21 protein-coding genes are annotated in these 25,291 nt (G+C 71.9%); 15 read left to right on the top strand and 6 right to left on the bottom strand.

Translation table 11 applies throughout. From position 1 onward, the window contains the following. Positions 1-14: 14 nt before the first annotated feature. From eccB to mycP, 6 genes are all read left to right on the top strand, one after another. Positions 15-1,529, top strand: coding sequence for a type VII secretion protein EccB (eccB, locus tag ACWERV_RS14535; protein WP_452932758.1), 1,515 nt, complete (start codon positions 15-17; stop codon positions 1,527-1,529). A gap of 84 nt (positions 1,530-1,613) precedes the next feature. After that, positions 1,614-2,066 carry a hypothetical protein gene (locus ACWERV_RS14540; RefSeq protein WP_452932760.1) on the top strand — a complete coding sequence of 151 codons (453 nt, stop codon included), beginning with the start codon at positions 1,614-1,616 and terminating at the stop codon, positions 2,064-2,066. A gap of 20 nt (positions 2,067-2,086) precedes the next feature. Next, entirely contained in the window at positions 2,087-3,442 is a 1,356-nt protein-coding gene (locus ACWERV_RS14545) for a hypothetical protein (RefSeq protein ID WP_452932762.1), read from the top strand. A 156-nt stretch (positions 3,443-3,598) separates the two neighbouring features. Continuing rightward, a complete protein-coding gene (locus tag ACWERV_RS14550; protein WP_452932764.1) occupies positions 3,599-3,937 on the top strand; it encodes a WXG100 family type VII secretion target in 339 nt (112 codons plus the stop codon). Positions 3,938-4,009: 72 nt separating this feature from the next. Next, positions 4,010-4,306, top strand: coding sequence for a WXG100 family type VII secretion target (locus ACWERV_RS14555; RefSeq protein ID WP_398186562.1), 297 nt, complete (start codon positions 4,010-4,012; stop codon positions 4,304-4,306). A 5-nt stretch (positions 4,307-4,311) separates the two neighbouring features. Further along, positions 4,312-5,553: a type VII secretion-associated serine protease mycosin gene (gene mycP, locus ACWERV_RS14560; RefSeq protein WP_452932766.1), complete on the top strand. Its 1,242-nt coding sequence runs from the start codon at positions 4,312-4,314 to the stop codon at positions 5,551-5,553. A gap of 437 nt (positions 5,554-5,990) precedes the next feature. On the opposite strand, the gene ACWERV_RS14565 is transcribed toward mycP, so the two are convergent. The 5 genes from ACWERV_RS14565 to eccCa all read right to left on the bottom strand — a co-directional run bounded on the left by ACWERV_RS14565 (position 5,991) and on the right by eccCa (position 13,162). After that, positions 5,991-6,479 carry a toxin glutamine deamidase domain-containing protein gene (locus ACWERV_RS14565; RefSeq protein WP_452932768.1) on the bottom strand — a complete coding sequence of 163 codons (489 nt, stop codon included), beginning with the start codon at positions 6,477-6,479 and terminating at the stop codon, positions 5,991-5,993. Next, complete coding sequence (locus ACWERV_RS14570) at positions 6,361-7,788, bottom strand: WXG100 family type VII secretion target (RefSeq protein ID WP_452932770.1); 1,428 nt, start codon at positions 7,786-7,788, stop codon at positions 6,361-6,363. Before ACWERV_RS14570 ends, ACWERV_RS14565 begins: the two co-directional genes overlap by 119 nt. Next, positions 7,788-8,417 (bottom strand): hypothetical protein, encoded by a 630-nt coding sequence (locus ACWERV_RS14575; RefSeq protein ID WP_452932772.1) that lies wholly within the window; start codon positions 8,415-8,417, stop codon positions 7,788-7,790. The genes ACWERV_RS14570 and ACWERV_RS14575 overlap by 1 nt, the downstream gene beginning before the upstream one ends. Then, positions 8,414-8,911, bottom strand: a complete 498-nt coding sequence (locus tag ACWERV_RS14580; RefSeq protein ID WP_452932774.1) for a hypothetical protein — start codon at positions 8,909-8,911, stop codon at positions 8,414-8,416. Before ACWERV_RS14580 ends, ACWERV_RS14575 begins: the two co-directional genes overlap by 4 nt. 348 nt (positions 8,912-9,259) lie before the next feature. Next, complete coding sequence (gene eccCa / locus ACWERV_RS14585) at positions 9,260-13,162, bottom strand: type VII secretion protein EccCa (protein ID WP_452932776.1); 3,903 nt, start codon at positions 13,160-13,162, stop codon at positions 9,260-9,262. Between the two features lie 73 nt (positions 13,163-13,235). Here eccCa and eccD point away from each other — a divergent pair, with 73 nt between their 5' ends. The 6 genes from eccD to ACWERV_RS14615 all read left to right on the top strand — a co-directional run bounded on the left by eccD (position 13,236) and on the right by ACWERV_RS14615 (position 20,560). Then, the gene (gene eccD, locus ACWERV_RS14590; RefSeq protein ID WP_452932778.1) at positions 13,236-14,750 is read left to right on the top strand and encodes a type VII secretion integral membrane protein EccD; all 1,515 of its coding nucleotides are present in this window, start codon (positions 13,236-13,238) and stop codon (positions 14,748-14,750) included. Positions 14,751-14,998: 248 nt separating this feature from the next. Then, complete coding sequence (rpsO, locus tag ACWERV_RS14595; protein WP_031521677.1) at positions 14,999-15,286, top strand: 30S ribosomal protein S15; 288 nt, start codon at positions 14,999-15,001, stop codon at positions 15,284-15,286. 345 nt (positions 15,287-15,631) lie between these two features. Then, complete coding sequence (locus tag ACWERV_RS14600; protein WP_398186540.1) at positions 15,632-17,854, top strand: polyribonucleotide nucleotidyltransferase; 2,223 nt, start codon at positions 15,632-15,634, stop codon at positions 17,852-17,854. Continuing rightward, positions 17,851-19,227, top strand: a complete 1,377-nt coding sequence (locus ACWERV_RS14605; protein WP_452932780.1) for a M16 family metallopeptidase — start codon at positions 17,851-17,853, stop codon at positions 19,225-19,227. Before ACWERV_RS14600 ends, ACWERV_RS14605 begins: the two co-directional genes overlap by 4 nt. A gap of 106 nt (positions 19,228-19,333) precedes the next feature. Further along, positions 19,334-20,107, top strand: a complete 774-nt coding sequence (dapB, locus tag ACWERV_RS14610; RefSeq protein ID WP_452932782.1) for a 4-hydroxy-tetrahydrodipicolinate reductase — start codon at positions 19,334-19,336, stop codon at positions 20,105-20,107. Between the two features lie 3 nt (positions 20,108-20,110). Further along, the gene (locus tag ACWERV_RS14615) at positions 20,111-20,560 is read left to right on the top strand and encodes a tetratricopeptide repeat protein (RefSeq protein WP_398186532.1); all 450 of its coding nucleotides are present in this window, start codon (positions 20,111-20,113) and stop codon (positions 20,558-20,560) included. Positions 20,561-20,607: 47 nt separating this feature from the next. Here ACWERV_RS14615 and ACWERV_RS14620 read toward each other — a convergent pair whose 3' ends face one another. After that, positions 20,608-21,147 carry a hypothetical protein gene (locus tag ACWERV_RS14620; protein WP_452932804.1) on the bottom strand — a complete coding sequence of 180 codons (540 nt, stop codon included), beginning with the start codon at positions 21,145-21,147 and terminating at the stop codon, positions 20,608-20,610. Positions 21,148-21,299: 152 nt separating this feature from the next. Between ACWERV_RS14620 and thyX the strand changes: the two genes are divergently transcribed. From thyX to ACWERV_RS14635, 3 genes are all read left to right on the top strand, one after another. Then, positions 21,300-22,088 carry an FAD-dependent thymidylate synthase gene (thyX, locus tag ACWERV_RS14625; protein WP_398186529.1) on the top strand — a complete coding sequence of 263 codons (789 nt, stop codon included), beginning with the start codon at positions 21,300-21,302 and terminating at the stop codon, positions 22,086-22,088. A 187-nt stretch (positions 22,089-22,275) separates the two neighbouring features. After that, complete coding sequence (gene dapA, locus ACWERV_RS14630; protein ID WP_452932785.1) at positions 22,276-23,175, top strand: 4-hydroxy-tetrahydrodipicolinate synthase; 900 nt, start codon at positions 22,276-22,278, stop codon at positions 23,173-23,175. Between the two features lie 165 nt (positions 23,176-23,340). Further along, a complete protein-coding gene (locus ACWERV_RS14635) occupies positions 23,341-25,026 on the top strand; it encodes a ribonuclease J (protein WP_452932787.1) in 1,686 nt (561 codons plus the stop codon). The last annotated feature ends 265 nt before the right edge of the window (positions 25,027-25,291 follow it).

Consider the following 25,291-nt stretch of genomic DNA (forward strand, 5'->3'; position numbering starts at 1 on the left):
AAGAACGCCGGACCATGGCCTCACGCAAGGAACAGCTCAACGCTCACTGGTTCGCGCGCCGGCGCGTCGTGGCGGCTTTTCTCCACTCCGGCGCCGCAGGCTCCGACGACGGCGCCCCGCGCCCGCTGCACGCCCTCCTGCCCGGAGCCGTCCTCGGCGCCGTACTGCTCGCGGCATCCGGCGCCTGGGGCCTCATGAGACCCTCCGCGCCGACCGACTGGGACACGCCCGGCAAGCATGTGATCGTCGCCGACGAATCCACCACCCGCTACGTCGTGCTGAACGACTCCCGCACTCATGAGCCCGTACTGCACCCGGTGCTCAACATGGCCTCGGCGCGACTGCTCCTCGACCCCGGCGGCTACGACGTCATCAAGGTCAGGGAATCCGTACTCGACCACAGCGGGATCGAGCACGGCGCGCCGCTGGGCATCCCCTACGCGCCCGACCGCCTGCCCCGGGCCGCCGACGCCGCCGAAGCGAAGGTCTGGGCCGTCTGCGACCGTCCGGACGGCGGAAGTGGCCGGACCGCGCGCCAGGCCGTCTTCGTCCTCGGCCGCGACGAGACGGCAGACGTGGGCGGACCGTCCCTGCTGACCGGCGACCAGGTGCTCTACGTACAGGACGAGCACGCAAGGCAGTACCTCGTCGACGCCGGGGGCACCAGATTCCGGCTCGGCAGGGCCAGGCCCGCCGGTCGGGCCAAGGGCGGCGGGGCCCCGGACCTGCTGCCCCGCACCCTCTTCGGCGAGGATCCCCGGCCGCAGACCGTGACCGACGCCTGGCTCGGCTCACTCGCCTCGGGGACGCCTGTCGACTTCCCGGTCGTCGAAGGCCGCGGAACCCTCGTACGGGTCGGCGGAGTGCCCTCCGGCCACGCCACCGTCGGCACCGTGCTGCGGGCCACGTCGGCAGCCGGTGAGGAGTACTACGTCGTCACGCGGCGCGGAGCCGCCCCCGTCACCCGCTTCGCGGCGCTCCTGCTGCTCCAGGCCAACGCCCAGACCGACCCGGTCAGAAGCAGCCTCCCGGCCGCCCCGCAACCCGCCTTCCTCCCCGCCGACTGGCCCCGCGGCGACCCGCACCAGGTCAACACCACGACGGGCGAATCACCCCGTGAGGTGGTGTGCGTCGTCCTCCACGGCACATCCGTGGCGCCGAGCGCGCCGCGCCTGCGGATGTGGACCGGCCGGGAATATCCCGAGCCGATCGTCGAAGGCACCGCCTCCGCCTACGTCACACCCGGAAGCGGCCTGCTCTACCAGGAAGTCAGCGGAAGCGACACAAGCGGGGGCACCCGCTACCTCGTCACCGACACGGGGCTGCGCTACGCCGTTCCCCGCACCGGTACCGGCGGCGGCGCCGCGGCCGCCGGTACGGCCGACGCGAGCCGGCCGACCGACGAGGCTGCGACCCGGCTGGGCTACGCGGACGTCAACCCGCTGCCGATCCCGATCGGGTGGTCCGAACTCCTCCCCAGGGGCCCGGTGCTGGACACCGGGAGCGCTGCTCGGCCACAGGGATCGTGACGTGGCCGCGTACGAACGCGCGGCCAAGGGGCCTGCGTTGAACAGTGCGACTGTCGATACCGAAGAGGCAGGAGTGATCATCTGATGAGCGCATCCCGTGGCAGCGGCGGCCTGTATGTCGCCCTGGAGGATCTGTGCGCCTTCAGGACCCGCGTGGACGCCCTGCTCGCCGATCTGGACGCCTCCTACGCCGCCCCGCAACGCGTCGCTGAGCAGCGCGTCGCGTCCGCGCGGTTCGGTACCGGATTCGGTGCGGCCGAGGACCTGGCCGCGGCATACACAGACGTCCACGGCCGGCTCGAACAGCTCTCACAGACGCTGGCCGACCAGATCGAGGCCCTGGGTCTGTCGCTGCGGATCGGACACAAGACGTTCGCGGACGTCGACCTCGACACGCAGCGCAGGCTCCGGGCCCTCGGCGATCGGCTCCTCCATCCTGCCCATGGCCCAGGGCCGGATGGAGGAGCCGAAGCCGTCGGAACGGCCGGAACCCCGGGAACCGCCGGAACCGAAGCGCACGCGGGAAGCCCGGGATGACAGGAAGCCATAACTCTCGCGTGGACGACCACGTGGCGGACCCGAGCCGGGCGGATTTCGAGAACTGCTCACACGAGCAACTGCTGGCCATGATCCGGCACGCCGACCCCGGGACGATCGAGTCCGTCGGCGATCACCTGGGCCGGGCCGTCGAGGACATCGCCCGTATCGGCTCCCACCTCGACCGGCACATCGCCTATGTCGACTGGGAGGGTGCCTCCGGCGCCGCCTTCCGGGACTGGGGCAGCAAGGTCGCCCGCGCCACCCTCGGGCTGAGCGACTACGCCCGCTCCACCGCCAAGGCCCTCAACCACGCGGCGGACACCCTGCGCGCGGTCACCCGCGACATGCCGCCCGTTCCGGCCGCCGCCCGGAGCACCTTCACCAGCCTCGGGAACGACCCGACCATTCGTCACGACCCGGACGCCCAGGCACTGATGGCCCACGCCCACGCCGAGATGGAGGCCGCCCGCATCGAGGCGGCGGATCAGATGCGCAAGCTGGCGCAGGCGTACTCCCTCTCGGCGACGGTCTTGGACACGGCCGAGGCGCCGGAGTATCCACCGATGCCGTCACCGTTCGTGCCCCCGGCCGGGCGGGCCCGCCCGATCGAGGTCGCCTCCGACGACGCCGTGACGAGCCCAGGCGAACCACCACATGTGCGCGGCGCCGTGGAGGCATCCCTCAGCGATGCGGCCGGACATGCCAGCGAGGCGCCGCCTCTGACGCGCACGCAGTCGGCGGAAGTGCCGGTACCTGCGGGATCCGGTCCGCGACCGAGCGGCAGTGCGCCGTTCGGTGACGGCCTGCACACCGGCTCGTCTGCGCCTCCGGGCGGGTACGTCGCCCCGTCACTCACCAGCGGCCCCTTCGTCCACCGTTCCGGGGACACCGAGGCGTCCGGAACGGCATGGCAGCTGTCGAGGAAAGCCCCCCGGCACCAGCAGCCGAGGAGCGCCTACGAGCCGTTCCCGGACGCCCCTCCCGCCCGCGCAGGCCACAGCCACGACATCGTCGGCGGCAGCCCTGTCGATGAACCGGCAGCTTCGGGCGGCCCCGCACAGGGGGCGGCCGCGTACGGCGTCATTGGTGGATACGGGCCGCCCGCCCGGCCGCCCGCAGGCGGCACGGCGAGCGGCCACGGTGCCGGCCGACCTGCCTCCGGCGCGACGGAGGCGCGCCGCCTCGCAGCGGAACCGGGTGGTGTGGTGGGCCGCGCCCCCGCCGCCGTCTTCGCACCTCGTGTTCTGGGCACTACAGGCACTACGGGCGACAGAGGCGAAGAGCGCGACGACACGGAGCGTGCGGACGGCCCTCTCGGCATGGGCGACTGGGGACCGCGTCGCGACGGCGTGGCGCCGCCGGTCATCCGCTGAGGCATCCGGGGTTCGCACTCATCGGCGCTGGTCAGCAACTCGGTTCGCAGGGTGTCACGTTGAGGTTGGTCGGAGGAACATTGGTACAGTGAACACGCAAGGTAATCACCCGTGGCTTTACGTGCACAGTATGTGTGCGGGGGAGGAATGGGCGTCGTGACAGCCGGTATGAAAGTCACCACCGCCTCGCTGGGCAGGCTTGAAAGCGATCTCGACCTCATGGTGGGCTCGATGGACCGCCAGGTCCGGGCACTCCAGGCCGTGATCGACAACCTCGAAGGCCACTGGCGAGGCATCGGCGCCAACGCCTTCAACGCCCAGCAGGCGCTCATCAACGAGGACCACCGTGTGCTCGCGATGCTGCTCGGCAGGATCAGGCAGGCGGTGCACGACACGAACGTCACGGCCGGCGCCACCGACGAGGGCGTCCTCCAGGACATGAAAAGCATCGACATCAACGGCAGCGCCCCCGGAAGCGGCATCGCTGGCCTCTGACACCGCGCCGCGCCACGCCCCCTGCCGCCGCCGTCTGCTCGACGCCGGCCGCACCACACCCACGAGGTACCCATGCTCGATCCCGGCCAGCTCAAAGTCACCTACGCCTCCCTCGACGAGGCCGCAGGTGTGATCAGGCATCAGGCCACACAACTGCAGAGCGACCTGGACAACCTGCTGACACGCGTCCGCGCGGTCGCCGGGTATTGGGAGGGCGACGCACAGCACGCCTTCCTCGCCGTCGCACACGAGTGGGCGCACCGTACGCATCACATGCACGACGTGCTGGAGTCGATCGCGAGCAAGGTGCAGATCGCCGGCGGCCACTACCACGCGGCGGACAGGAAGGCCGCGTCCTACTTCGGCTGACGACGATGCCTGGGCTGGGAGTGGCGGGGTGCCCCCGCGCGCGGCGTGCCCCCGTGGCGACGGCGCTTGCGGTGATTGCCGCCGTCGTGACGGGATGTTCAGGGACGGCCGCACTGACACTGGCCGCTGCGCCTGCCGCGCACACCGCACCGGTCCTCGACGGCGACGGAGAATGCACCTTCCCCGCCCCCGACGTTCCGCAGACGCCGTGGTCGCTGCAACGCGTGCTGCTCAACCGGCTGTGGCAGAACACGCGGGGCAAGGGCGTGACCGTCGCAGTGATCGACTCCGGGATCGACACGCGGAACCCGCAGTTGGCCACCGCGGTCGACGTCTCGCGCAGTGTCGACCTGACAGCCCCCGGCGGCCGCGGCATCACCGACCCGGTGGGCCACGGCACGGAAGTGGCAGGCATCATCGCAGCCCGGCCCTCCCCGGCGACCGGCTTCGTCGGGCTCGCTCCTGAGGCGACCCTGATCTCGCTCCGGCAAGCGGGCGAGGACGGGACGGGAACCGTGGACGGCCTGGCCCGCGCGCTGCGGAAGGCGGTTGCCGAGGGCGCCGGGGTCATCAACATCTCCCAGGACACCCCGCGCGGCACCCCTGGCCTGGCGGCTGCCGTCGCGGCTGCCGTGGCGGCGGACGCCGTGATCGTCGCCTCCGCGGGGAACGGCGGATCGGACGGTGTATTCCGCCCCACCTACCCCGGCGGCTATCCCGGCGTACTGGCGGTCGGCGCCTCGGACCGCAACAACGAACGTGCCCCCTTCTCGCAGGCGGGCGACTTCGTCGGAGTCGCCGCGCCGGGCGTGGACATACTGTCCACGGTGCCCGGCGGTGGCCAGTGCCTCGACAACGGAACCAGTTTCGCCGCCCCGTACGTGGCAGGCGTCGCCGCGCTGATCCGAGCCGAGCACCCCACGTGGACCGCGGCGGAGGTGATCGCCCAGATCGAGCAGACCGCGCAACGCATCTCTCCAGGGCACGACGCGCTTCTCGGCTGGGGTGTGGTGGACCCCGTCCGCGCGCTCACCGACGACGCCACGCCGATCGAGACGCCAGCTCCGGACCCGGCCGAACACCCGAAGCACGCCTCCGCGATCCCTGCCGCCCTCACCGTGGCCGATCCCACGCGGCACCGCGAGAAGCGCACGGCGGCCTACCTGGTGGCCGGGGCGGCCGCAGCCCTGCTGCTCGTCACCGCCACGGCGATCGTCCTCCGCGACCGCAGGCGCCGCCCCTGGTAGGAGCGGCTGTGCTTTACGGCCACGCCGTCCCGGACCCGCCGGATTCCCCCGACCTCCGGAAACCCCAACGGCGCCGTGCGCGCCCGCGAGGGCTGGGCGCGGGGGGAGGTGGCGGGGGCGGTGGCTGAGCGCGAAAGCGCCGATACAGCTCGGCGGTTCCCTCCTCGCCGTGGTAGGGCAGCACTGTCATCTCGCCGGTCTGCTTGTCCACGATGATGGCTGCAGCGCCGGGTGAGGTGAGCTTTGGCGGTTCGCCAGGCCGAGGCGGTGGGGGCTGAGGGAGCGTTGGTATTACAATGAATCCCTCGTCGAATTCAGTGGCGAACATCGGTGCGAGGCTGCCGTCAGGCAATTGATGTCGATAGCGGCTAGCGGCGATACGTTGTGCGTCCTCAGCGTCCATGAATTACGCGCTTCCTTCCGATAACGGGGCCTGGTTAGGGAACGGTGCTGACTATGGCGGGGGCATGGGGCGTGACGGGGTGGCGTCGCGAGTCCAGGACATAGTGGTAAGTATGAACCGCCTTGCTGTTGATTGGGGTAATGCTTACCTCGCCTGACTGAGGGTCGAGCCAGTAGATCTGGCCGTTGTGGTTCAAAGCGGTAAATACGTGGGAGGTCAGTTGACCGTTTGCACGCAATGGCCACTCGATATGCACCAGCGCGCTCGATCCATGGCCAGAGGCGTGCAATTCGCTCGCCACCGTCCGATACGACTCCACCCCGGGCCCTGTATAGCGCATCGTTGTGCCACCCCAAGCGTTCCCGTTCTCCACTCCGTGTCGCTCAGCAACTTGAAGGTCGAGTTCACCGTTCCCGACATTCGGAACCGTCCTCGCCGCCGCAACCTGCGGGTTGCCGTACCAGGTTTCCAACGCCGACCGCACCGCATCCGCACAGTTGTTGGAGCGGCCCGGCACGCTCATCCCGCCGGCGTTGAGGCGGGCCGTCCACGGGCCGCGTGGGTCGCTGGAAGCTGCCGTTGCGGTTGCGCGGGATCGCCGCCTCCAGGGCGCGCTGGTCGGCGGGGTCGACGGGTTGGAGTCCGTCGGGGCCGCCGCGCAGAGAAGCGCGGATCTCCTTCAGGGGTGTGCCGTGCGTGGGCACCGCCCTGCGCCAGCCCGGGGCTCGTGCGCGGGCGGCCGCGGCGCCGTCCGTGCCTGCGGCGTAGAGGAGGTTGGCGAACAGCCGGCCTGCCGCCTCGTCGGCGTCGCGGCCCCAACCGGTGCCGAGGACGGCGGACGGGAGCCGTTCGGGGTGTACGGCGAGGTCCAGGAGTCCGGCGGCCGTGGCGTTGAGGTGGGTCAGGTATTGCGCGGGGTGGGTCAGGTTGTACGGGTCGTAGGGGTCGAGGCCTCGGGTGAAGCGGACGGCGTCGCACGCGGCGCGGACCATGCCGCCGACGACGTGCTCCAGCCGGATCGGCACGGTGCTCAGCAGGTCATCGGTGCGGGCGGCCAGGCGGTCCGTGAAGCTCGGCATCTTCGGCGCGAGTCCGGCCGCGGAATGCAGTGTGGCCGCGGTGGAGCGGGCCACGGAGTCGCGCTGCTCGCGGGCGGCGACGAGCATGTCGTGCGCGGCCTGCCGGGCCTCCGCCCCCGGGTCGGCGAAGGGCTCGGGAGCGGTGGGCGTTCCGCCCGCCGCCCGCGCCGCTTCGTATTGCGCCACCTGCTCGTCGTGGGCGGCGGCGGCCTTCTTGCGGGCCCGGACACCGCTCTCCCACAGGCGTACCGCCTCGGCGGCCCGGCCTTTCGCCCAGTCCACCGTGGACGCGTAATGCTCCAGGGCGTCGGCGGCGTCCCGGCACGCGGTCGCGGCGCGGCCCCAGGCGGCGGGCTGGGGCGTGAAGGCAGCGCGGAAGGCGTCACCGCCCTGGCCGAGCCAGCCGTCGGCGCTGAGCCGGGAGATGCCGTGATGGCCGGTGTCGAAGGCGGTGTTCAACCGCCGTAGGTGCCCGGCTGTGGCGCGGATGTGCGCGGGATCGCCGTGCAGCAGTTCGCCGGGGTCGTCGCTGCCGCCGAGGTCGATCTCCGGGACGTGCGCGCCGAGGGAGTCGGCGATGTGGTCGCCGGTCTTCAGGGCCCAGTCGGCGGCGCCGTGCAGACCCAGTGCGTCGAGGCCGCCGGCCACCAGGCGGGCGTCGTCGTCGATCAGGGCGCCGGTTTTGCGCTCGGCGGAGTCCAGCAGCCGCCCGCCCACGGTGCCGGCCTCGTCGACGAGCCACCCGATGCCCATCAGTCGCCGCCCTGCGGCCGGTTGCTCCCGCCGTCCGTGCCTGCCGGGACCCCGGCGAGCCAGCGGTCGTACTCCTCACCTGTTCCGGTCAGTGCGGCTGCGGTCTCCGACACGAGGTTCCGGCCCATGTCGCGGGCCGTGTCCTGCCAGGTCTGCCCCATGTCGGACAGGCCCTGCCGGGCCGACGCGGCACTGAGGTCGGGGTGGAGGAAGTCCTCGACGGGATTGTCCGAGCCGATCTTGCTCCAGGGCATGGCTTCCTCCTGGTCCTCTGTCAGGTTCGGGTTGCCGAGGGCGGAGGCCGCGACCACCTTGAGGGTCTGCCCCGCGTAGTGGTCCATCTCGTAGTACGTGTCGGCTGCCAGGCCCAGCCGCTCCGCGGTCCGGTCGGCGTCCTGGACGAGGGTGCGCACCCCCCACTCCCAGCGGTCGCAGAACCGGTCGAGGGCGGCGGTGAGCCCGTCGTGCCCGACCTGCATGCCCGACAGTTTCAGGTGGTCGAAGCCGCGGCCGATGTCCGCCGCGGCTTCCTGGCCCATCGTCTGGAGTTCGTGGATCACGCCGCCCAGCCCCGCGGCCGTCTGCCGCAGTGCCGCCTCCCCGACGTCGTAGCCGCCGCTCCCGGTCATCGGGCCTCACCTCCCGAACATCCCGAACATCCCGATGCGGCGGCGTGCACCGCCGCGTCGTCGCGCACCACGCCCACGACGGGCGGGAAGAGCATCGGCAGGCGTCCTGCCACGTCAAGGGCCACACCGGCCGGTGCGCCGGCCGCGGGTACGACCTCGTCGAGCAGCCGCCACCCGTGCACGGTCACGTAATCCACGTCCCCGCAGGCGGACACATCCGAGTGCTCACCCGCGGGCGCGGCCGCGCCACGGCCCACGGGAGGACCCGTACCGGTGGCGAACCGCGCCAGCTCCGCGCCGTCCGAGAAGGCGAACACCCAGCGCACACCGCCCGAGGTCGCCGTACGCAGCCCGCCCTCGACCATCGGTACCAGCAGCACGCTCTCTCGGAAGGCTTCGACCAGCGCGTCCGGATCGCCGTGTCCCGCGTGCAACTCGCCCAGCTCGGCGACCAGTTCGCCGTGCGCGTCCCCTCGTGCAGGATCCGGGAGCACCGCGCAAAGTGACGGGGCCGGGGCATGGCCCGCGGCGGCCACCAGATCCGCCAGCCGCGGCCCCGGCAGGTGCGGACCCGCGCGCCCGGCCGGCCCGGCGGGGGCACCCCCCGAAGGCAACAGCGCATCGGGCGGTCCACCGGACTCGCGGCCCGGCCACGGTTCCGCCTCACCGCCGGATCCGGGCCGCCACTCCCACTGCGACGTCATGACCGTCCCCCGTCGATACCGCAGCCCGGAGCGAGGACTCCCGCACCCGGACTGCTCAACCACTCTCAGTGATCAAACGGTAGCAGTAAGTCGCGATCGTCGAATCCGGGTTGTCCACAGGCCTGACAGGCCAGACCCTCACTCCGCCTCCCACGCCAGCTGCACCAGCCGCGTGCCGCCCCGGCGCGCGGCGAGGACCGCCCGCCCCGGCGGCATCCGCCGTGGACGCACGCCACCCAGCAGTTCACCCTCGTCGGGGTCCCCGGACAGGACGAGGGCCTGCGCCCCAAGCTCCCTGGCCCGTTGGACGAACGGCTCGTACATGGCCCGCCCCGCTCCGCCCGCCGCACGGGCCAGGACGAAGCGCAGGCCCACGTCCCGGGCGAAGGGCAGCGCGTCCGCGAGCCCCGCCAGCGGACTGCCGCCCGCCGCGACCAGTTCGTAGTCGTCGATCAGCACGAAGAGCTGCGGGCCCGTCCACCAGCTGCGGTCGCGCAGTTGCCGCGGCGTCACATCGGGGCCGGGCATGCGGCGCTGCACGAGCGCGGCGACCGCGGCCATGTGCGTCTCCAGCTCGGCGGGGCCGGTGATGTACTCCACCAGGTGGCTCTCGGGCAGGGCGCCGAGCAGGGTCCGCCGGTAGTCGGCGACGACCAGCCTGGCCTCCTGCGGGGTGCAGCGGCGGCTCAACTGCCGGGCGATGAGCCGCAGCACGGCCGTCTTGCCGGACTCGCCGTCACCGAGCACGAGCAGGAGGGGGTCGGTGTCGAAGTCGACGACCACCGGTGCCAGCGCCGTCTCGTCCACGCCGATGGCCACCCCGCGACGGGGGAGAGGGGCACCGCCCGGCAATTGTGCGGCGGGCAGCAGGCGGGGCAGCATCCGGACGGCCGGGGCGCGCTCGCCGTTCCACGCGCCGTCCACCGCCGCGACCAGGGCCGCCGTTCCTTCCGCGAGGTCCGACACGCCCTGGCCGCCGTCGATCCGCGGCAGGGCCGCCAGGAGGTGCAGTCCGCCCCGGACGATGCCGCGGCCCGGCGCACCGGCCGGGACGTTCGCCGCCGCCCTGCGGTCCAGTTCGGAGTCCATGGCGTCGCCGAGGCGCAGCTCCAGGCGGTTGAGCAGCTGGTCCTTCAGCGCGGCGCGGACCTCCAGATGGCGTGACGCGGTGAGCACGACGTGCACGCCGAAGCCGAGGCCGCGGGCGGCGATGTCGGTGACGACCGGCTCCAGTTGCTCGTGGTCCTGGCGGAAGGCACCCCAGCCGTCGACGAGCAGGAAGACGTCGCCCCAGCGCTCGCCCGGCAGTTCACCGCCCGCCCGCAGCGCACGGTACGACGCCATCGTGTCGATACCGCGGCTGCGGAAGAGTTCCTCGCGGCGCGCCAGCACGCCCGCGACCTCGGCGACCGTGCGCCGTACCCGGTCCGCCTCCAGCCGCCCCGCGACGCCGCCCACATGGGGCAGCCCTGCCACCGTACGCAGCGAGCCGCCGCCGAAGTCCAGGCAGTAGAACTGCGCTTCTCGCGGGGTGTGCGTCAGTGCGAAGGACGCCACCAGGGTGCGCAGCAGCGTCGATCTGCCGCTGCGCGGGCCGCCGACGATCAGGGCGTTGCCCGCGGCGCCGCCGAAGTCGAGCACCAGGGGATCGCGCCGCTGCTCCAACGGCCTGTCCACGACGCCCACCGCGACCCGCAGCGTCTTGGGAGCCTGTGTGTCGGCCTCCCGCGGGCCTCGCCCGGACGCGGTGCCGCGCGGCATCAGTGCGTCCAGGCCGGGCGCGGCGCCCAGCGGCGGCAGCCACACCCGGTGGGCCTCGGGCCCGCGTCCCGTGAGGCGGCCGACGAGGACGTCCAGCACAGTTTCCGCCGCGGTCCCCGTGCGTCGCTCGTCCAACTGTGCCGGGGGTTTGCCCACCGGCACGTACGCGGCGGTGAAGGGCACCGCTGGCTGCCCCGCCGCCTCGGTGGCGACCTCCGGGCCGCCGCGGTACGGACCCGACACATATGCGGCCTTGAAGCGGACGATGTCCCCCGTGGGGGTCTTGAGACACGCCGATCCCGGTACGGGCGGCAGGTGGTACGCGTCCGGCACGCCGAGGGCCGCGCGCGACTCCGACGCGGAGAAGGTGCGCAGGCCGATCCGGTAGGACAGGTAGGTGTCGAGGCCGCGGAGCCGGCCCTCCTCCAGCCGCTGGGAGGCCAGCAGGAGGTGCACGCCCAGCGAGCGGCCGATACGGCCGATCTGGAGGAACATGTCGATGAACTCCGGTCTGGCCGCCAGCAGCTCGCTGAACTCGTCGATGACCAGCACCAGCGTCGCCAGCGGCCGCAGGTCGGCGCCCGCGGCTCTCGCCCGCTCGTAGTCGTGGACACCGGCGTAATTGCCCGCGGACTTCAGCAGCTCCTGACGTCGGCGCAATTCCCCCGTGAGCGCGTCCCGCATGCGGTCGACCATGGTCAGGTCCTCCGCCAGGTTGGTGATGACGGCCGACACGTGCGGCAGCCCGCTCAGGCCCGCGAACGTCGCGCCGCCCTTGAAGTCGGCGAGGACGAGGTTCAGCGTCTCGGGGGAGTGCGTGACGGCCAGGCCGAGCACCAGGGTGCGCAGCAGTTCGGACTTGCCCGAGCCTGTCGCCCCCACGCACAGACCGTGCGGGCCCATGCCCTCCTGCGCGGCCTCCTTCAGGTCCAGGTGCACAGGTTCGCCGTCCTCTCCCACACCGATCGGCACCTGCAGCAGCTCCTGGCGGCCGCGGGGCGCCCACCCGAGGGACGCGTCGAAGGAGCCCGCGTCGCCGATACCCGTCAGGTCGGTGAAATCGAGGTCGGCCGACAGCGGTTCGCCGTCGCCGCCCGCGGGCCGCAGCGGGGCGAGCCCGCGGGCCAGCGCCTCCGACTCCGTTTCGCCCAGCGCGTCCGGCACGCCGCCGTACACCTGGCCCGTGGGCGAGCGCAGCAGCATCTTCCCGGCCGTGCAGTGCACCCGCAGATCGCCGTGCGGCTCGCCCTCCTCCCCGGGGGCCAGCTCCAGGACCGTCACGCCCTGCAGCCCCACGGCGGCGGCCGGGGGGAGCGCGCCGCCGTCGAGGAGGAGGACCACGTGCGGCCGGTCGAGCAGCGGCGCTGCGTCCGGCTGGAAGCGCGGGCGATCCTCCAGCGCCGGGCCGAGCAGTTCGGCCAGGTCTGCCGTCCCGTCCGCCACCAGGCGCCGGGCTCCGGCGCCGTCCGCCGCGGTCGGCGACCACGCATGGGGCAGCCACTTGACCCATTCCCACGCGGGCAGCGCCGCGCAGGAGGCCGCGACGCCCAGCACCATGTCGGCGGGCGAGTGCAGCGCGGCCAGTTGCGCCACCACCGCCCGTGCCTGCCCGCGGACGGCGGCGGCGTCACCGGTCAGCACCACGTGCGAGAAGGCCCGCAGCGACACCGCGAGCGGCAGGTCCTCGACCGTCCCGTAGGCGGCGACGAAGGACCGCAGGGCGTGCGCGGTCAGCGGCTCCAGCCGATCCACGGGCGCGGTCTCCGGCACGACGAGCGGAGTCGCCAGCTGCTGCGGCGCGAGCCCGATCCGGACCTGCCCGAAGTCGTCGTCGCCGGGGCGCCGCTCCCACACCCGCCGCCCCTCGGCCACCAGCGCCCACAGCTGGTCCGGCGCGGGATGGGTGTAGAGCCTGCCGCTGCGCTGGAGGGCGGCGGTGCGGCGGACCGCGCGGCGCTGCCGCGCCAGGTGGGCGAGGTAGTCCCGGCGGCTGTCGGCCATGTGCCCGCTCGCGCCCTGCCGGGCCCGCACGAGCTGTACGGCGCCCAGCGCGATCGCCGACGCCAGCATGAGCGCGCCCATCACCTTCATGACCGGCTGCGATCCCGGCATGAAGAAGTACGCCGCCGAACCGCCCATCGCCAGCATCGGCAGGAGCAGCGCCAGCAGCCCCTGCTCCTGTCCGCGCCGCAGCTCCGGCGGCGGTTCGAGACGGATCTCCCCGGAGGGCACCTCGGGCGGCCGCACGCGCGCCGGGCGTTTGACGATGACCGAACCCACAGATGTCCCCGCCCCAGGAAGTCGCCGCCACGGCTGATACGGTGCCGCCGCAGATGCCACGGAGGGCAATCATATGGACACTCTTCGTCACCTATATGCGGGGCGGCAGGCCCCTGACATTCCCGCGCAGCGGCGCACGCAGGTCGGGGGAACCGCGACCGCCGCCCCCGAGACGGGATCCGCGGGATTCTGCCGCGTCACGATCGTGACGCCGGACAGCAGGGCCGACGTCGCCCTTCCCGACGACCTGCCGGTCGCCGACCTGCGGCCGGACATCCTGCGGCTGTCCGGCCAGGTGCAGGACGCGGCGGAACCGACCGGCTACCACCTCGTCCGCCGCGACGGCACGCCGCTCGACCCGGCCCTGTCGCTGTCCGCCCAGCGCGTCCTGGACGGGGAATTCATCCTTCTGCGCACCATTGCCACGTCGTTGCCACCCGCCGTCCACGACGACGTGTGCGACGCGGTCTCGGCAGCGACGGTGCGCGACCGCCGCCACTGGACCGACGACCTGACCCGCCCCACCGGACTCACCGGCGGCGCCGTGCTCCTGGCCGCGCTCTGCTGGGTGCTGTGGCAGACCGACCCGGTACGGCACGACATGCACGGCCCGCCGGGCGTCGTGGCCGCGGTGACGGGCACCGTGCTCGCCGCATGCGCAGCCGTACGGGCCAGGGTCTACGGCGACCGCACCGCCGCGGCCGCCCTGGGCCTGGCCGCGCTGCCGTACCTGCTGGTCGCCGGAGCGGGCCTCACCGCCCCCGCGGCAGGCCACGGAGCGGGCCGGCTGCAATTGCTGTCCGGCTGCGCGACCGTGCTGGTGGCCTCGGCGGTCCTGGTCGCGGTGCTCCCGGCCGGGGACGCGCCTTTCGTGGCCTCCGCCGTCGTGGCCGCCGCGGGCTCCCTGGGGGCGTACGGCGCCGTCGCCGCCGACGCGGAGCCGCAGAACGCCGCCAGCGTCGTGGCGGTCGCGGCGGTCGCGCTGATCGGCTACCTGCCCGGCTGGTCCGCGCGCCTGGCCCGGCTGCCGATCGGCTTCGGCGACCCGGAGCTCGGCGCCGTCGCGGAGCACCGTGCGGGCGAACGTGATCCGGGGGCGCCCTTCGGCCACGAGGCGGTCGCCGCCCGCGTCCGCCGCGGCCATGAACTCCTGCTCGGCCTGGTCGGCGGCTGCGCCGCCACCACGGTGGGCGCCGCCGCCGTCCTCGGCTGTTCCCGGACCGCTCCCGCCCAGCTGCTCGCCCTGGCCACCGGCCTCGCCGTCCTGCTGCGCGCCCGGCTCTTCCGCGACACCGCCCAGGTCGGAGCGCTGCTCGCGGCCGGTGTACTCGCGCTCGCACTGCCCGTGGCCTGGCTCGCACCGGGCGCAGGCGCCTGCGGGCCGCGCGTACTGTGGCTGCCCGGGGCTGTCGCGGCAGCGGCCGGGGTGCTCGTCGCGGTCGGACTGGCCGTGCCGGGCCGGGCAGTGTCCCCGTTCTGGGGCCGCTGCCTGGAGGTCGCCGAGAGCGCCGTGCTGCTGACGCTGGTCCCGCTGTGCCTGGCGGTGCTCGGGACGTACGGCGCGGTGCGCGGGCTGGGCGGCGGCTGAGCCGCACACCCCCGCGCGGTGGACGCCACCGCGGATGTACCGTCGTACGGACCGCCGGAGGACCGGCCACCCTGTGCCACCGTCCGCCCGGTGACCCGCGGTAAAACGCCCGGCAACCGGCTGGTACCCTGGGCGACGGTCACCTGTGTGCTCACACCGGGTGACCGAGAGCCGTGCGAGTCATATGAGAACTCCCCGCGAAGAAGACCGGGGGCGCTCGCCGGCAGACGATCCCTGGAGGAGTCCGTATGGCGCTCGACGTCGAGACGAAGAAGCAGATCATCGCCGAGTTCGGCACCAAGGAAGGCGACACCGGCTCCCCCGAGGTCCAGGTCGCGCTGCTCTCGCGGCGCATCTCGGACCTGACCGAGCACCTCAAGACCCACAAGCACGACCACCACTCGCGCCGCGGTCTGCTCATCCTGGTCGGCCAGCGTCGCCGCCTGCTGCAGTACCTGGCCAAGAAGGACATCACGCGCTTCCGTGAGCTGCGCGAGCGCCTCGGCATCCGTGCCGGTGCGGCGGGCGTTCGCTAAGACGCGTGCAGGGGAGCGGTTCCCGTCGGACGGGGCCGCTCCCTTTGCCATATGCACCGGCACGGTGCACCGGTCACGCAACCGTCTTGTACGAGGTCGGCCACGTATCGCCCACAGGACGTGCGCGATACGTGCGTCGTCTGATGCAATGGTGCTGTTGACTGCTGTTGACAACGTATGAGGAGGAGCGTCCTCCTATCCGCCGCAGCTGCCGGTCCTCGGTAGTGGCCTCCGGGTGGTTGCACCCCCGGCGGCTTCGATCGAAGACCGGCCCCGGCAGGACGCCCCTCCACCGATGGCCCGCCGGGAGACGCCCTGCGGGCGAGGACGAGGAGAAACCCCATAGTGGAGAACGAGACCCACTACGCCGAAGCCGTGATCGACAACGGGTCCTTCGGCACCCGCACCATCCGCTTCGAGACGGGCCGGCTGGCCCGTCAGGCCGCCGGTTCCGCCGTGGCCTACCTGGACGACGACACCATGGTGCTGTCGGCCACCAGCGCTTCCAAGCAGCCCAAGGAGCACTTCGACTTCTTCCCCCTCACGGTGGACGTCGAGGAGCGCATGTACGCGGCCGGCCGTATCCCCGGCTCGTTCTTCCGCCGCGAGGGCCGCCCCTCCGAGGACGCCATCCTGACCTGCCGGCTGATCGACCGCCCGCTGCGCCCGTCCTTCGTCAAGGGCCTGCGCAACGAGATCCAGATCGTCGCCACCGTCATGGCCCTCAACCCCGACCACCTCTACGACGTGGTCGCGATCAACGCCGCCTCCTGCTCCACGCAGCTGGCCGGTCTGCCCTTCTCCGGCCCGATCGGCGGCGTCCGCGTCGCGCTGATCCGCGGCCAGTGGGTGGCCTTCCCGACGCACAGCGAGCTGGAGGAGGCCGTCTTCGACATGGTCGTCGCCGGCCGGGCGCTCGACGACGGCGACGTCGCGATCATGATGGTCGAGGCCGAGGCCACCGATCGCACGATCAAGCTTGTCGAGGGCGGTGCCGAGGCGCCGACCGAGGAGGTCGTCGCGGCCGGCCTGGAGGCCTCCAAGCCGTTCATCAAGGTGCTGTGCAAGGCGCAGTCCGAGCTGGCCGCCAAGGCTGCCAAGCCGACCGGCGAGTTCCCCGTCTTCCTCGACTACGAGGAGGACGTCTTCAGCGCCCTGGAGTCCGCTGTCACCGACGAGCTGGCGCAGGCGCTGACCATCGCCGGCAAGCAGGCCCGCGAGGCCGAGCTGGACCGCGTCAAGGGCCTGGCCGCCGAGAAGCTGCTGCCGCAGTTCGAGGGCCGCGAGAAGGAGATCTCCGCGGCCTACCGCTCGCTGACCAAGAAGCTGGTCCGCCAGCGCGTCATCCGTGACAAGGTCCGCATCGACGGCCGCGGTGTCACCGACATCCGCACGCTGGCCGCCGAGGTCGAGGCGATCCCGCGGGTGCACGGCTCGGCGCTGTTCGAGCGCGGCGAGACCCAGATCCTGGGTGTCACCACGCTGAACATGCTGCGTATGGAGCAGCAGCTCGACACGCTGGCGCCCGAGACGCGCAAGCGCTACATGCACAACTACAACTTCCCGCCGTACTCCGTCGGCGAGACCGGCCGCGTCGGCTCCCCGAAGCGCCGCGAGATCGGCCACGGCGCCCTCGCCGAGCGCGCCCTGATCCCGGTGCTGCCGACCCGCGAGGAGTTCCCCTACGCGATCCGGCAGGTCTCCGAGGCGCTGGGCTCCAACGGCTCGACGTCGATGGGCTCGGTGTGCGCCTCCACCATGTCGCTGCTGAACGCCGGTGTGCCGCTCAAGGCCCCGGTCGCCGGTATCGCCATGGGCCTGATCTCGCAGGAGATCGAGGGCAAGACGCACTACGTGGCGCTGACCGACATCCTCGGCGCCGAGGACGCCTTCGGCGACATGGACTTCAAGGTCGCCGGCACCAAGGACTTCGTGACCGCCCTCCAGCTGGACACCAAGCTCGACGGCATCCCGGCGTCCGTCCTGGCCGCGGCCCTCAAGCAGGCCCGTGACGCCCGGCTGCACATCCTCGACGTGATGATGGAGGCCATCGACTCCCCGGACGAGATGTCGCCGAACGCGCCGCGGATCATCAGCATCAAGATCCCGGTGGACAAGATCGGTGAGGTCATCGGCCCCAAGGGCAAGATGATCAACCAGATCCAGGAGGACACCGGCGCCGACATCTCCATCGAGGACGACGGCACGGTCCTGATCGGTGCGACGGAGGGCTCGCAGGCCGAGGCCGCCCGCACGATGATCAACCAGATCGCCAACCCGACCATGCCCGAGGTCGGCGAGCGTTACCTGGGCACGGTCGTGAAGACCACCACCTTCGGCGCCTTCGTGTCGCTCATGCCCGGCAAGGACGGTCTGCTGCACATCTCGCAGATCCGCAAGCTCGCCGGCGGCAAGCGCGTGGAGAACGTCGAGGACGTCCTCGGCGTCGGCACCAAGGTGCAGGTCGAGATCGCCGAGATCGACCAGCGCGGCAAGCTCTCGCTCGTCCCCGTGATCGAGGGCGAGGACGGCGACAGCCAGGACGCGAAGGACGAGTCGGACAAGTGACGACCCGCTCCACCGCCGTGACGGCCCGCCCCTCCACCAAGGGGCGGGCCGTCCGCACGCGGACCCTGCTGCCCGGAACCGACGGCGTCGGCACCGTTCGCCGCAGCGTGCTGCCGGGCGGCCTGCGGGTCGTCACCGAGACGCTGCCGACCGTCCGCTCCGCCACCTTCGGCATCTGGGCGGCCGTCGGCTCCCGCGACGAGACCCCGGCGCTGAGCGGCGCCACGCACTATCTGGAGCACCTGCTCTTCAAGGGCACCGAGCGACGCAGCGCCCTGGAGATCTCCGCCGCGGTCGACGCGGTCGGCGGCGAGATGAACGCGTTCACCGCCAAGGAGTACACCTGCTACTACGCCAGGGTGCTCGACACCGACCTGCCGCTCGCCGTCGACGTGGTGTGCGACATGCTCACCGGCTCGCTCATCCGCCAGGAGGACATCGACGCCGAGCGCGGTGTCGTCCTGGAGGAGATCGCGATGACCGAGGACGACCCCGGCGATCAGGTGCACGACCTGTTCTGCGAGGCGATGCTCGGCGACACCCCGCTCGGCCGCCCGGTGCTGGGCACCGTCGAGACGATCAACGCCCTCACCCGTGACCAGGTGGCCCGCTTCTACCGCCGGCACTACGACCCCACGCGCCTCGTGGTGGCCGCCGCCGGCAACATCGACCACGCGAGCGTCGTGCGCCAGGTCCGCCGCGCCTTCGAACGGGCCGGCGCGCTGCGCGACCCGGACGCGGTGCCGCAGGCCCCGCGCGTCGGCAGCCGCACGCTGCGTACGGCGGGCGTCGTCGAGGTCCTCGACCGGCGCACCGAGCAGGCCCATGTCGTCCTCGGCATGCCGGGCCTGTCCCGCACCGACGACCGGCGCTGGGCGCTGAGCGTGCTCAACACCGCCCTCGGCGGCGGCATGAGCTCACGGCTCTTCCAGGAGGTCCGGGAGAAGCGCGGCCTCGCGTACTCGGTGTACTCCTACACCTCCTCCTTCGCCGACTGCGGCCTGTTCGGGGTGTACGCGGGCTGTCAGCCGGGCAGGGTGCCCGAGGTGCTCAAGATCTGCCGGGACGAGCTCCACCATGTCGCCGAGCACGGCCTGACCGACGAGGAGCTGCGCCGCGCCATCGGCCAGCTGGCGGGTTCGACCGTGCTGGGCCTGGAGGACACCGGCGCGCTCATGAACCGGATCGGCAAGAGCGAGCTGTGCTGGGGCGACCAGCTGTCCGTCGACGACCTGCTCGCGCGGATCGCCGCCGTCACCCCGGACGAGGTGCGCGAGGTCGCCCGTGACGTTCTCGGGCAGCGCCCGTCGCTCGCCGTCATCGGCCCGCTCAAGCAGAAACAGGCCGCCCGCCTGCACGAAGCCGTCGCCTAGCCGCGGACGCGCGGCCGCCCCGGTCCGGCCCGGCCGCGCGTCCGCGCACCCCGATCCGCTCGCCCCGTACGCGCCGCCGTACGCAGACCTGGAGGACCCCCGAACGATGAGCAAGCTCCGTGTGGCCGTGATCGGCGCCAAGGGCCGTATCGGCTCGGCCGCTGCCGCCGCCGTCGAGGCCGCCGACGATCTCGACCTGGTCGCCGCGATCGACCGCGACGACCCGCTGGAGGCGCTGACCGAGGCGGGCGCGCAGGTCGCCGTGGAACTGACCCACCCCGACTCGGTCATGAACAACCTGGAATTCTGCGTCGGGCACGGCATCCACACCGTCGTCGGCACCACCGGCTGGACCGAGGAGCGCCTGGACCGGCTGCGCGAGTGGCTGGCCGCCGCGCCGGGCACGGGTGCCCTGGTCGCACCGAACTTCTCCATCGGCGCCGTCCTGACCATGCAGTTCGCCCGGCAGGCGGCCCGCTGGTTCGACTCCGCCGAGGTCATCGAGCTGCACCACGACAACAAGGCCGACGCCCCCAGCGGCACCGCGACGCGCACCGCCCAGCTGATCGCCGCCGCCCGCACCGAGGCCGGCCTGGGCCCGCAGCACGACCCGACCACCCACGGCCTGGAAGGCGCCCGCGGCGCCGCGGTCGACGGCGTGCCCGTGCATTCGGTACGGCTGCGCGGCCTGCTCGCCCACCAGGAGGTGCTGTTCGGCGGCACCGGCGAGACCCTCACCATCCGGCACGACTCGCTGCACCACAGCAGCTTCATGCCCGGCATCCTGCTCGCCGCCCGCACCGTCCCCGGCGTGCCCGGCCTGACCTACGGCCTGGAGCACTTCCTGGACGGCACCGAGCCGGACGGCCGGGGAGCCTGAGGCATGCGCGCCAGACTCAGCTACACCGTCTCGGCCCTCGCGCTGGTCTTTTATTTCGTGCTGGTCGGCGACCGCGGGGTGCTGCTCATCGCCGACGGCCGGCCGGTCACGGTGGCCTTCGGCCTCGCGGTGCTGGTGCTGCCGCTGATCGGTGCCTGGTTCCTGTGGCAGACCACGCAGTTCGCCCGCAATGCCGGGCGGCTGGGCCGCGAGCTGGAGGCCGAGGGCGGCCTCCCCGTCGACGACCTGGCCCGTACGCCCAGCGGCCGGATCGACCGGGACGCCGCTGACGCGGTCTTCGCACAGCGGCAGGCCGAGACGGAGGCGGCGCCGAACGACTGGCGCACCTGGTTCCGGCTGGCGGTCGCCTACTTCGATGCCCGCGACACGCCGAGGGCGCGCAAGGCCATGCAGCGGGCCATCGCCCTGCACGACGGCAAGACACCTCGCTGAGCCCCGGGCGGGGCCGTACGCCCCGCCCCAGGGCCCGTCAGCAGCCGTCAGCGCAGTTCCGTGGCCCAGCCCTCGATGGCATCGGCGGCCACGTCGAAGGCCTCGGCCCGCCCGAGGAAGTCCGCGTTGTGATCGGTGAACTGCGGGCGCAGGGAGTCCCCGCTCTTGCGGGTGATGATCAGCGCCTGCCCCTGGACGGTCCGCGGCAGCCCCAGCACCTTCACCGGCTGCTGCGCCGTACGCACCGCGGCGACCTTGCGCCACGGCACGGTCACGGTGCTGAAGAAGCTCGTCTGACGCAGCCCCCGGCCGCTCACCCATACGCCGACCCGCAGCATCCGCAGCGACGCCGCGATCACCAGCAGCGCCGCGAGCAGGCAGAACGCGCCGCCCTGGGTGTTCTGCGCGGCCACCATGATCAGCGCGGCGAACAGCAGGTAGGCCGCCAGCATCAGGGCCAGCGCCGCCGTCCCGACCCGCCACGGACCGACGCCGTAGGGGCGCATCCAGCGGTCCTGGTCGAGGTGCGGCAGCGGGCGCTCCGCCTCCAGCTCGTCGGCTTCGGCGGTCGCAAAGGTGTGGGGCAGGGACACGCGGAGGATCCTCTTCGGGTTCCGGTGGGACGGGCGAGTGCACTCTGACGGGTGAGGCTAGCCGCCGAAAGCTGACTCGGCCACTTCGGGTGGGCCGATCGGCCGCGGCCGGACTGTCGTACCCACCGCCTAGGCTTGTCGGCGCAATGCCGCCCACAGGAAGGACACCACCGGTGCCGACCGACCTCCCCGACGGGGCCCCCACCAGCGCTCCGGCAGCCCCCGTCGAGTTCCGGGACGACGTGACCGTCGAACTGATCAAGCACAGCGCGTCGGACACCGACGTCCTGTGGGCGGCCCGGGTCTCCACCGCGGGCGAGCAGTCCCTCGACGAGCTGAGCAAGGACCCGGAGCGCTCCAAGGGCTTGATCAACTACCTGATGCGGGACCGTCACGGCAGCCCTTTCGAGCACAACTCGATGACGTTCTTCATCAGCGCCCCGATCTTCGTCTTCCGGGAGTTCATGCGGCACCGCGTCGGCTGGTCCTACAACGAGGAGTCCGGCCGCTACCGCGAGCTGCAGCCCGTCTTCTACGTGCCTGGGCCCGACCGCAAGCTCGTGCAGCAGGGGCGCCCGGGAAAGTACGAGTTCGTCCACGGCAGCCCCGAGCAGCACAAGCAGGCGGTGGCGGCCATGGAGGAGTCCTACGCGCAGTCCTACGCGGCATACCAGGCGATGCTCGCCGACGGGGTCGCCCGCGAGGTGGCCCGCGCCACACTGCCGGTCGGCCTGTTCTCCTCGATGTACGCCACGTGCAACGCGCGCTCGCTGATGCACTTCCTCGGCCTGCGGACGCAGCACGAGATGGCCAAGGTGGCGTCCTTCCCGCAGCGCGAGATCGAGATGGTCGGCGAGCGCATGGAAGCGGCCTGGGCGGCTTTGATGCCGCTCACCCATGCGGCGTTCAACGCCAACGGGCGTGTCGCCCCGTAGCCCCCGGCCAAGGCCGACCGTCATAGCCAAATGTCCGAAGTGTTCGGATTGCAGGCATTCGTGAGGTTCATCTAGGCTGCAGAAACGGACCCCGGCGGTGCCTGAACCCCCGAGCAGACACCGCCGGAGTCCTTTGCGCAGGTCCCGTGGCTGCGTGCTCCCGTACACACCGAGTAGCGTGGGACCCATGGCTCCGACCTCCATCCCCAAGGCCCCCTTCGGGCGGGTACTGACCGCAATGGTCACGCCGTTCACCGCGGACGGCGATCTCGACCTCGCCGGCGCCCAGCAGCTCGCCACCCACCTGGTGGACGCGGGCAACGACGGCATCGTCGTCAACGGCACCACCGGGGAGTCGCCCACCACGAGCGACACGGAGAAAGCCCAGCTCGTACGGGCCGTCCTGGAAGCCGTCGGCGGCCGGGCCGCCGTCGTCGCGGGAGTCGGCACCAACGACACCCGGCACAGCACGGAGCTGGCCCGCCAGGCCGAGCAGGCCGGCGCGCACGGCCTGCTCACCGTCACGCCGTACTACAGCAAGCCTCCGCAGGAGGGCCTCCGCCGGCACTTCACCGCCATTGCCGACGCCACCGGCCTGCCCGTGATGCTCTACGACATCCCAGGCCGCAGCGGCGTCCCGCTGGACACCGAGACCATCGTCCGGCTGGCCGAGCACCCCCGCATCGTCGCCAACAAGGACGCCAAGGGCGACCTCGGCGCCGCAGGGTGGGCCATCAGCCGCAGCGGCCTGGCCTGGTACTCCGGTGACGACATGCTCAACCTGCCGCTGCTGTCCATCGGCGCCGTCGGCTTCGTCTCGGTCGTCGGCCACCTCGTCACACCCGAGCTGCGTGCGATGCTGGACGCGTACACCGGTGGCGACGTCGCCAAGGCGGCCGAGATCCACCAGCGGCTGCTGCCGGTCTTCACCGGCATGTTCCGCGCCCAGGGCGTCATGACCACCAAGGCCGCCCTCGCGCTGCGCGGACTGCCCGCAGGCCCGCTCCGGCTCCCGCTCACCGAACTGGATCCGGACGCCACGGAACGCCTCAGGAAGGATCTCGCCGCCGGCGGGGTACACCTCTGAACACAGACTTCACAACTGAATACGCAGGACCCGACCGCAGCCGCGCCGCCCGGGACGAAACCCGACCAGCGACACGCTGCGCGCCGGACGTATGACGATCACACACAGTGCCGCACGCCACGGCCCAGGAAGGCCCTTTCGGCGTGCGCGACAGGGAGAAAACCTTTGAGTCATCCGCATCCAGAACTCGGCCCGCCGCGGCCGCTGGCCGAAGGCGGCCTGCGCATCACGCCGCTCGGCGGTCTCGGTGAGATCGGTCGCAACATGACCGTCTTCGAATTCGGCGGCAAGCTGCTGATCGTCGACTGCGGCGTCCTCTTCCCCGAAGAGGAGCAGCCGGGCGTCGACCTCATCCTTCCCGACTTCAGCTCCATCAGGGACCGCCTCGACGACGTCGTCGGCGTGATCCTCACCCACGGCCACGAGGACCACATCGGAGCCGTCCCCTTCCTGCTCAGGGAGAAGGACGACATCCCGCTCATCGGCTCCAAGCTCACCCTCGCGCTGATCGAGGCCAAGCTCCAGGAGCACCGCATCCGCCCCTACGCCCTTGAGGTGAAGGAAGGCGACCGGGAGCGCATCGGCCCCTTCGACTGCGAATTCGTCGCCGTCAACCACTCCATCCCGGACGCCCTCGCCGTCGCCATCCGCACCCCCGCGGGCATGGTCGTCGTCACCGGCGACTTCAAGATGGACCAGCTCCCGCTCGACGGCCGCCTCACCGACCTGCCCACCTTCGCCCGGCTCGGCGAGGAGGGCATCGACCTGCTGCTCTCCGACTCCACGAACGCCGAGGTCCCGGGCTTCGTGCCGCCGGAGCGCGACATCTCGCAGGTGCTGCGCCAGACCTTCGCCAAGGCGGAGAAGCGCATCATCGTCGCGAGCTTCGCCAGCCACGTGCACCGTATCCAGCAGGTGCTCGACGCGGCCCACGAGCGCGGCCGCAAGGTCGCCTTCGTCGGCCGCTCCATGGTCAGGAACATGGGCATCGCCCGCGACCTCGGCTACCTCAAGGTCCCCGGCGGCCTCATCGTGGACGTCAAGGTGCTCGACGACCTGCCGGACGAGCAGGTGGTCCTCGTCTGCACCGGCTCCCAGGGCGAGCCGATGGCGGCGCTCTCCCGGATGGCCAACCGCGACCACCAGATCCGCATCGTCGAGGGCGACACCGTCGTCCTCGCCTCCTCGCTGATCCCGGGCAACGAGAACGCGGTGTACCGCGTCATCAACGGCCTCACCCGGTGGGGAGCCAACGTCGTCCACAAGGGCAACGCCAAGGTGCACGTCTCGGGCCACGCCTCGGCCGGCGAGCTGCTGTACTTCTACAACATCTGCAAGCCGCGGAACCTGATGCCGATCCACGGCGAATGGCGCCACCTGCGGGCGAACGCCGAGTTGGGACATCTGACCGGCATTCCCAAGAACCGCACGGTCATCGCGGAGGACGGCGTCGCGGTCGACCTCGTCGGCGGTGAGGCGAAAATCGCCGGCAAGGTCCAGGCGGGCTACGTGTACGTCGACGGGCTCTCGGTCGGCGACATCACCGAGTCCTCGCTCAAGGACCGCAGGATCCTCGGTGAGGAGGGCATCGTCTCGGTCTTCGTCGTGGTCGACACGACCACCGGCAAGATCGTCGGCGGCCCGAACATCCACGCCAGGGGCTCGGGTATCGAGGACGAGGCCTTCGCCGCGGTCATCCCGAAGATCGAGGAGGGCCTGTCGCGTTCCGCCTCGGACGGAGTGATGGAGACCCGCCAGATCCAGCAGCTCATCAGACGGTCCGTCGGAAAGTGGGTGTCCGACACCTACCGACGCCGCCCGATGATCCTCCCGGTGGTCGTCGAGGTCTGACCCACCGTCAACATCCCCACCACGAGCGGGCCGCCGGATTTGCATCCGGCGGCCCGCTCCAGTACGTTGGCACAACCGCTCCGAACGAGACCGCGGAAACGCGCGCTCTTGAATCGGGGGTGGTAATTCCGACAGAAAATCTTCTGATAGAGTCGGAACACAACGAAGGGAAAGCCCGGAGGGGCCGGTGAAACGGTCTCGAAGGAAGCTTCCGTTCCTTGAGAACTCAACAGCGTGCCAAAAGTCAACGCCAGATATGTTGATA

It is taken from the genome of Streptomyces sp. NPDC004031 (assembly GCF_053604375.1).

Excerpts from the sequence above, each read along its gene's own strand:
- ACWERV_RS14565 (WP_452932768.1), bottom strand. The coding sequence starts at position 6,479 with ATGAGCGTGCCGGGCCGCTCCAACAACTGTGCGGATGCGGTGCGGTCG.
- rpsO (WP_031521677.1), top strand. The coding sequence starts at position 14,999 with ATGGCGCTCGACGTCGAGACGAAGAAGCAGATCATCGCCGAGTTCGGC.
- dapB (WP_452932782.1), top strand. The coding sequence starts at position 19,334 with ATGAGCAAGCTCCGTGTGGCCGTGATCGGCGCCAAGGGCCGTATCGGC.
- ACWERV_RS14555 (WP_398186562.1), top strand. The coding sequence starts at position 4,010 with ATGCTCGATCCCGGCCAGCTCAAAGTCACCTACGCCTCCCTCGACGAG.
- mycP (WP_452932766.1), top strand. The coding sequence starts at position 4,312 with ATGCCTGGGCTGGGAGTGGCGGGGTGCCCCCGCGCGCGGCGTGCCCCC.
- ACWERV_RS14615 (WP_398186532.1), top strand. The coding sequence starts at position 20,111 with ATGCGCGCCAGACTCAGCTACACCGTCTCGGCCCTCGCGCTGGTCTTT.
- thyX (WP_398186529.1), top strand. The coding sequence starts at position 21,300 with ATGCCGCCCACAGGAAGGACACCACCGGTGCCGACCGACCTCCCCGAC.
- ACWERV_RS14540 (WP_452932760.1), top strand. The coding sequence starts at position 1,614 with ATGAGCGCATCCCGTGGCAGCGGCGGCCTGTATGTCGCCCTGGAGGAT.
- eccB (WP_452932758.1), top strand. The coding sequence starts at position 15 with ATGGCCTCACGCAAGGAACAGCTCAACGCTCACTGGTTCGCGCGCCGG.
- ACWERV_RS14575 (WP_452932772.1), bottom strand. The coding sequence starts at position 8,417 with ATGACCGGGAGCGGCGGCTACGACGTCGGGGAGGCGGCACTGCGGCAG.
- ACWERV_RS14570 (WP_452932770.1), bottom strand. The coding sequence starts at position 7,788 with ATGGGCATCGGGTGGCTCGTCGACGAGGCCGGCACCGTGGGCGGGCGG.
- eccD (WP_452932778.1), top strand. The coding sequence starts at position 13,236 with ATGGACACTCTTCGTCACCTATATGCGGGGCGGCAGGCCCCTGACATT.
- dapA (WP_452932785.1), top strand. The coding sequence starts at position 22,276 with ATGGCTCCGACCTCCATCCCCAAGGCCCCCTTCGGGCGGGTACTGACC.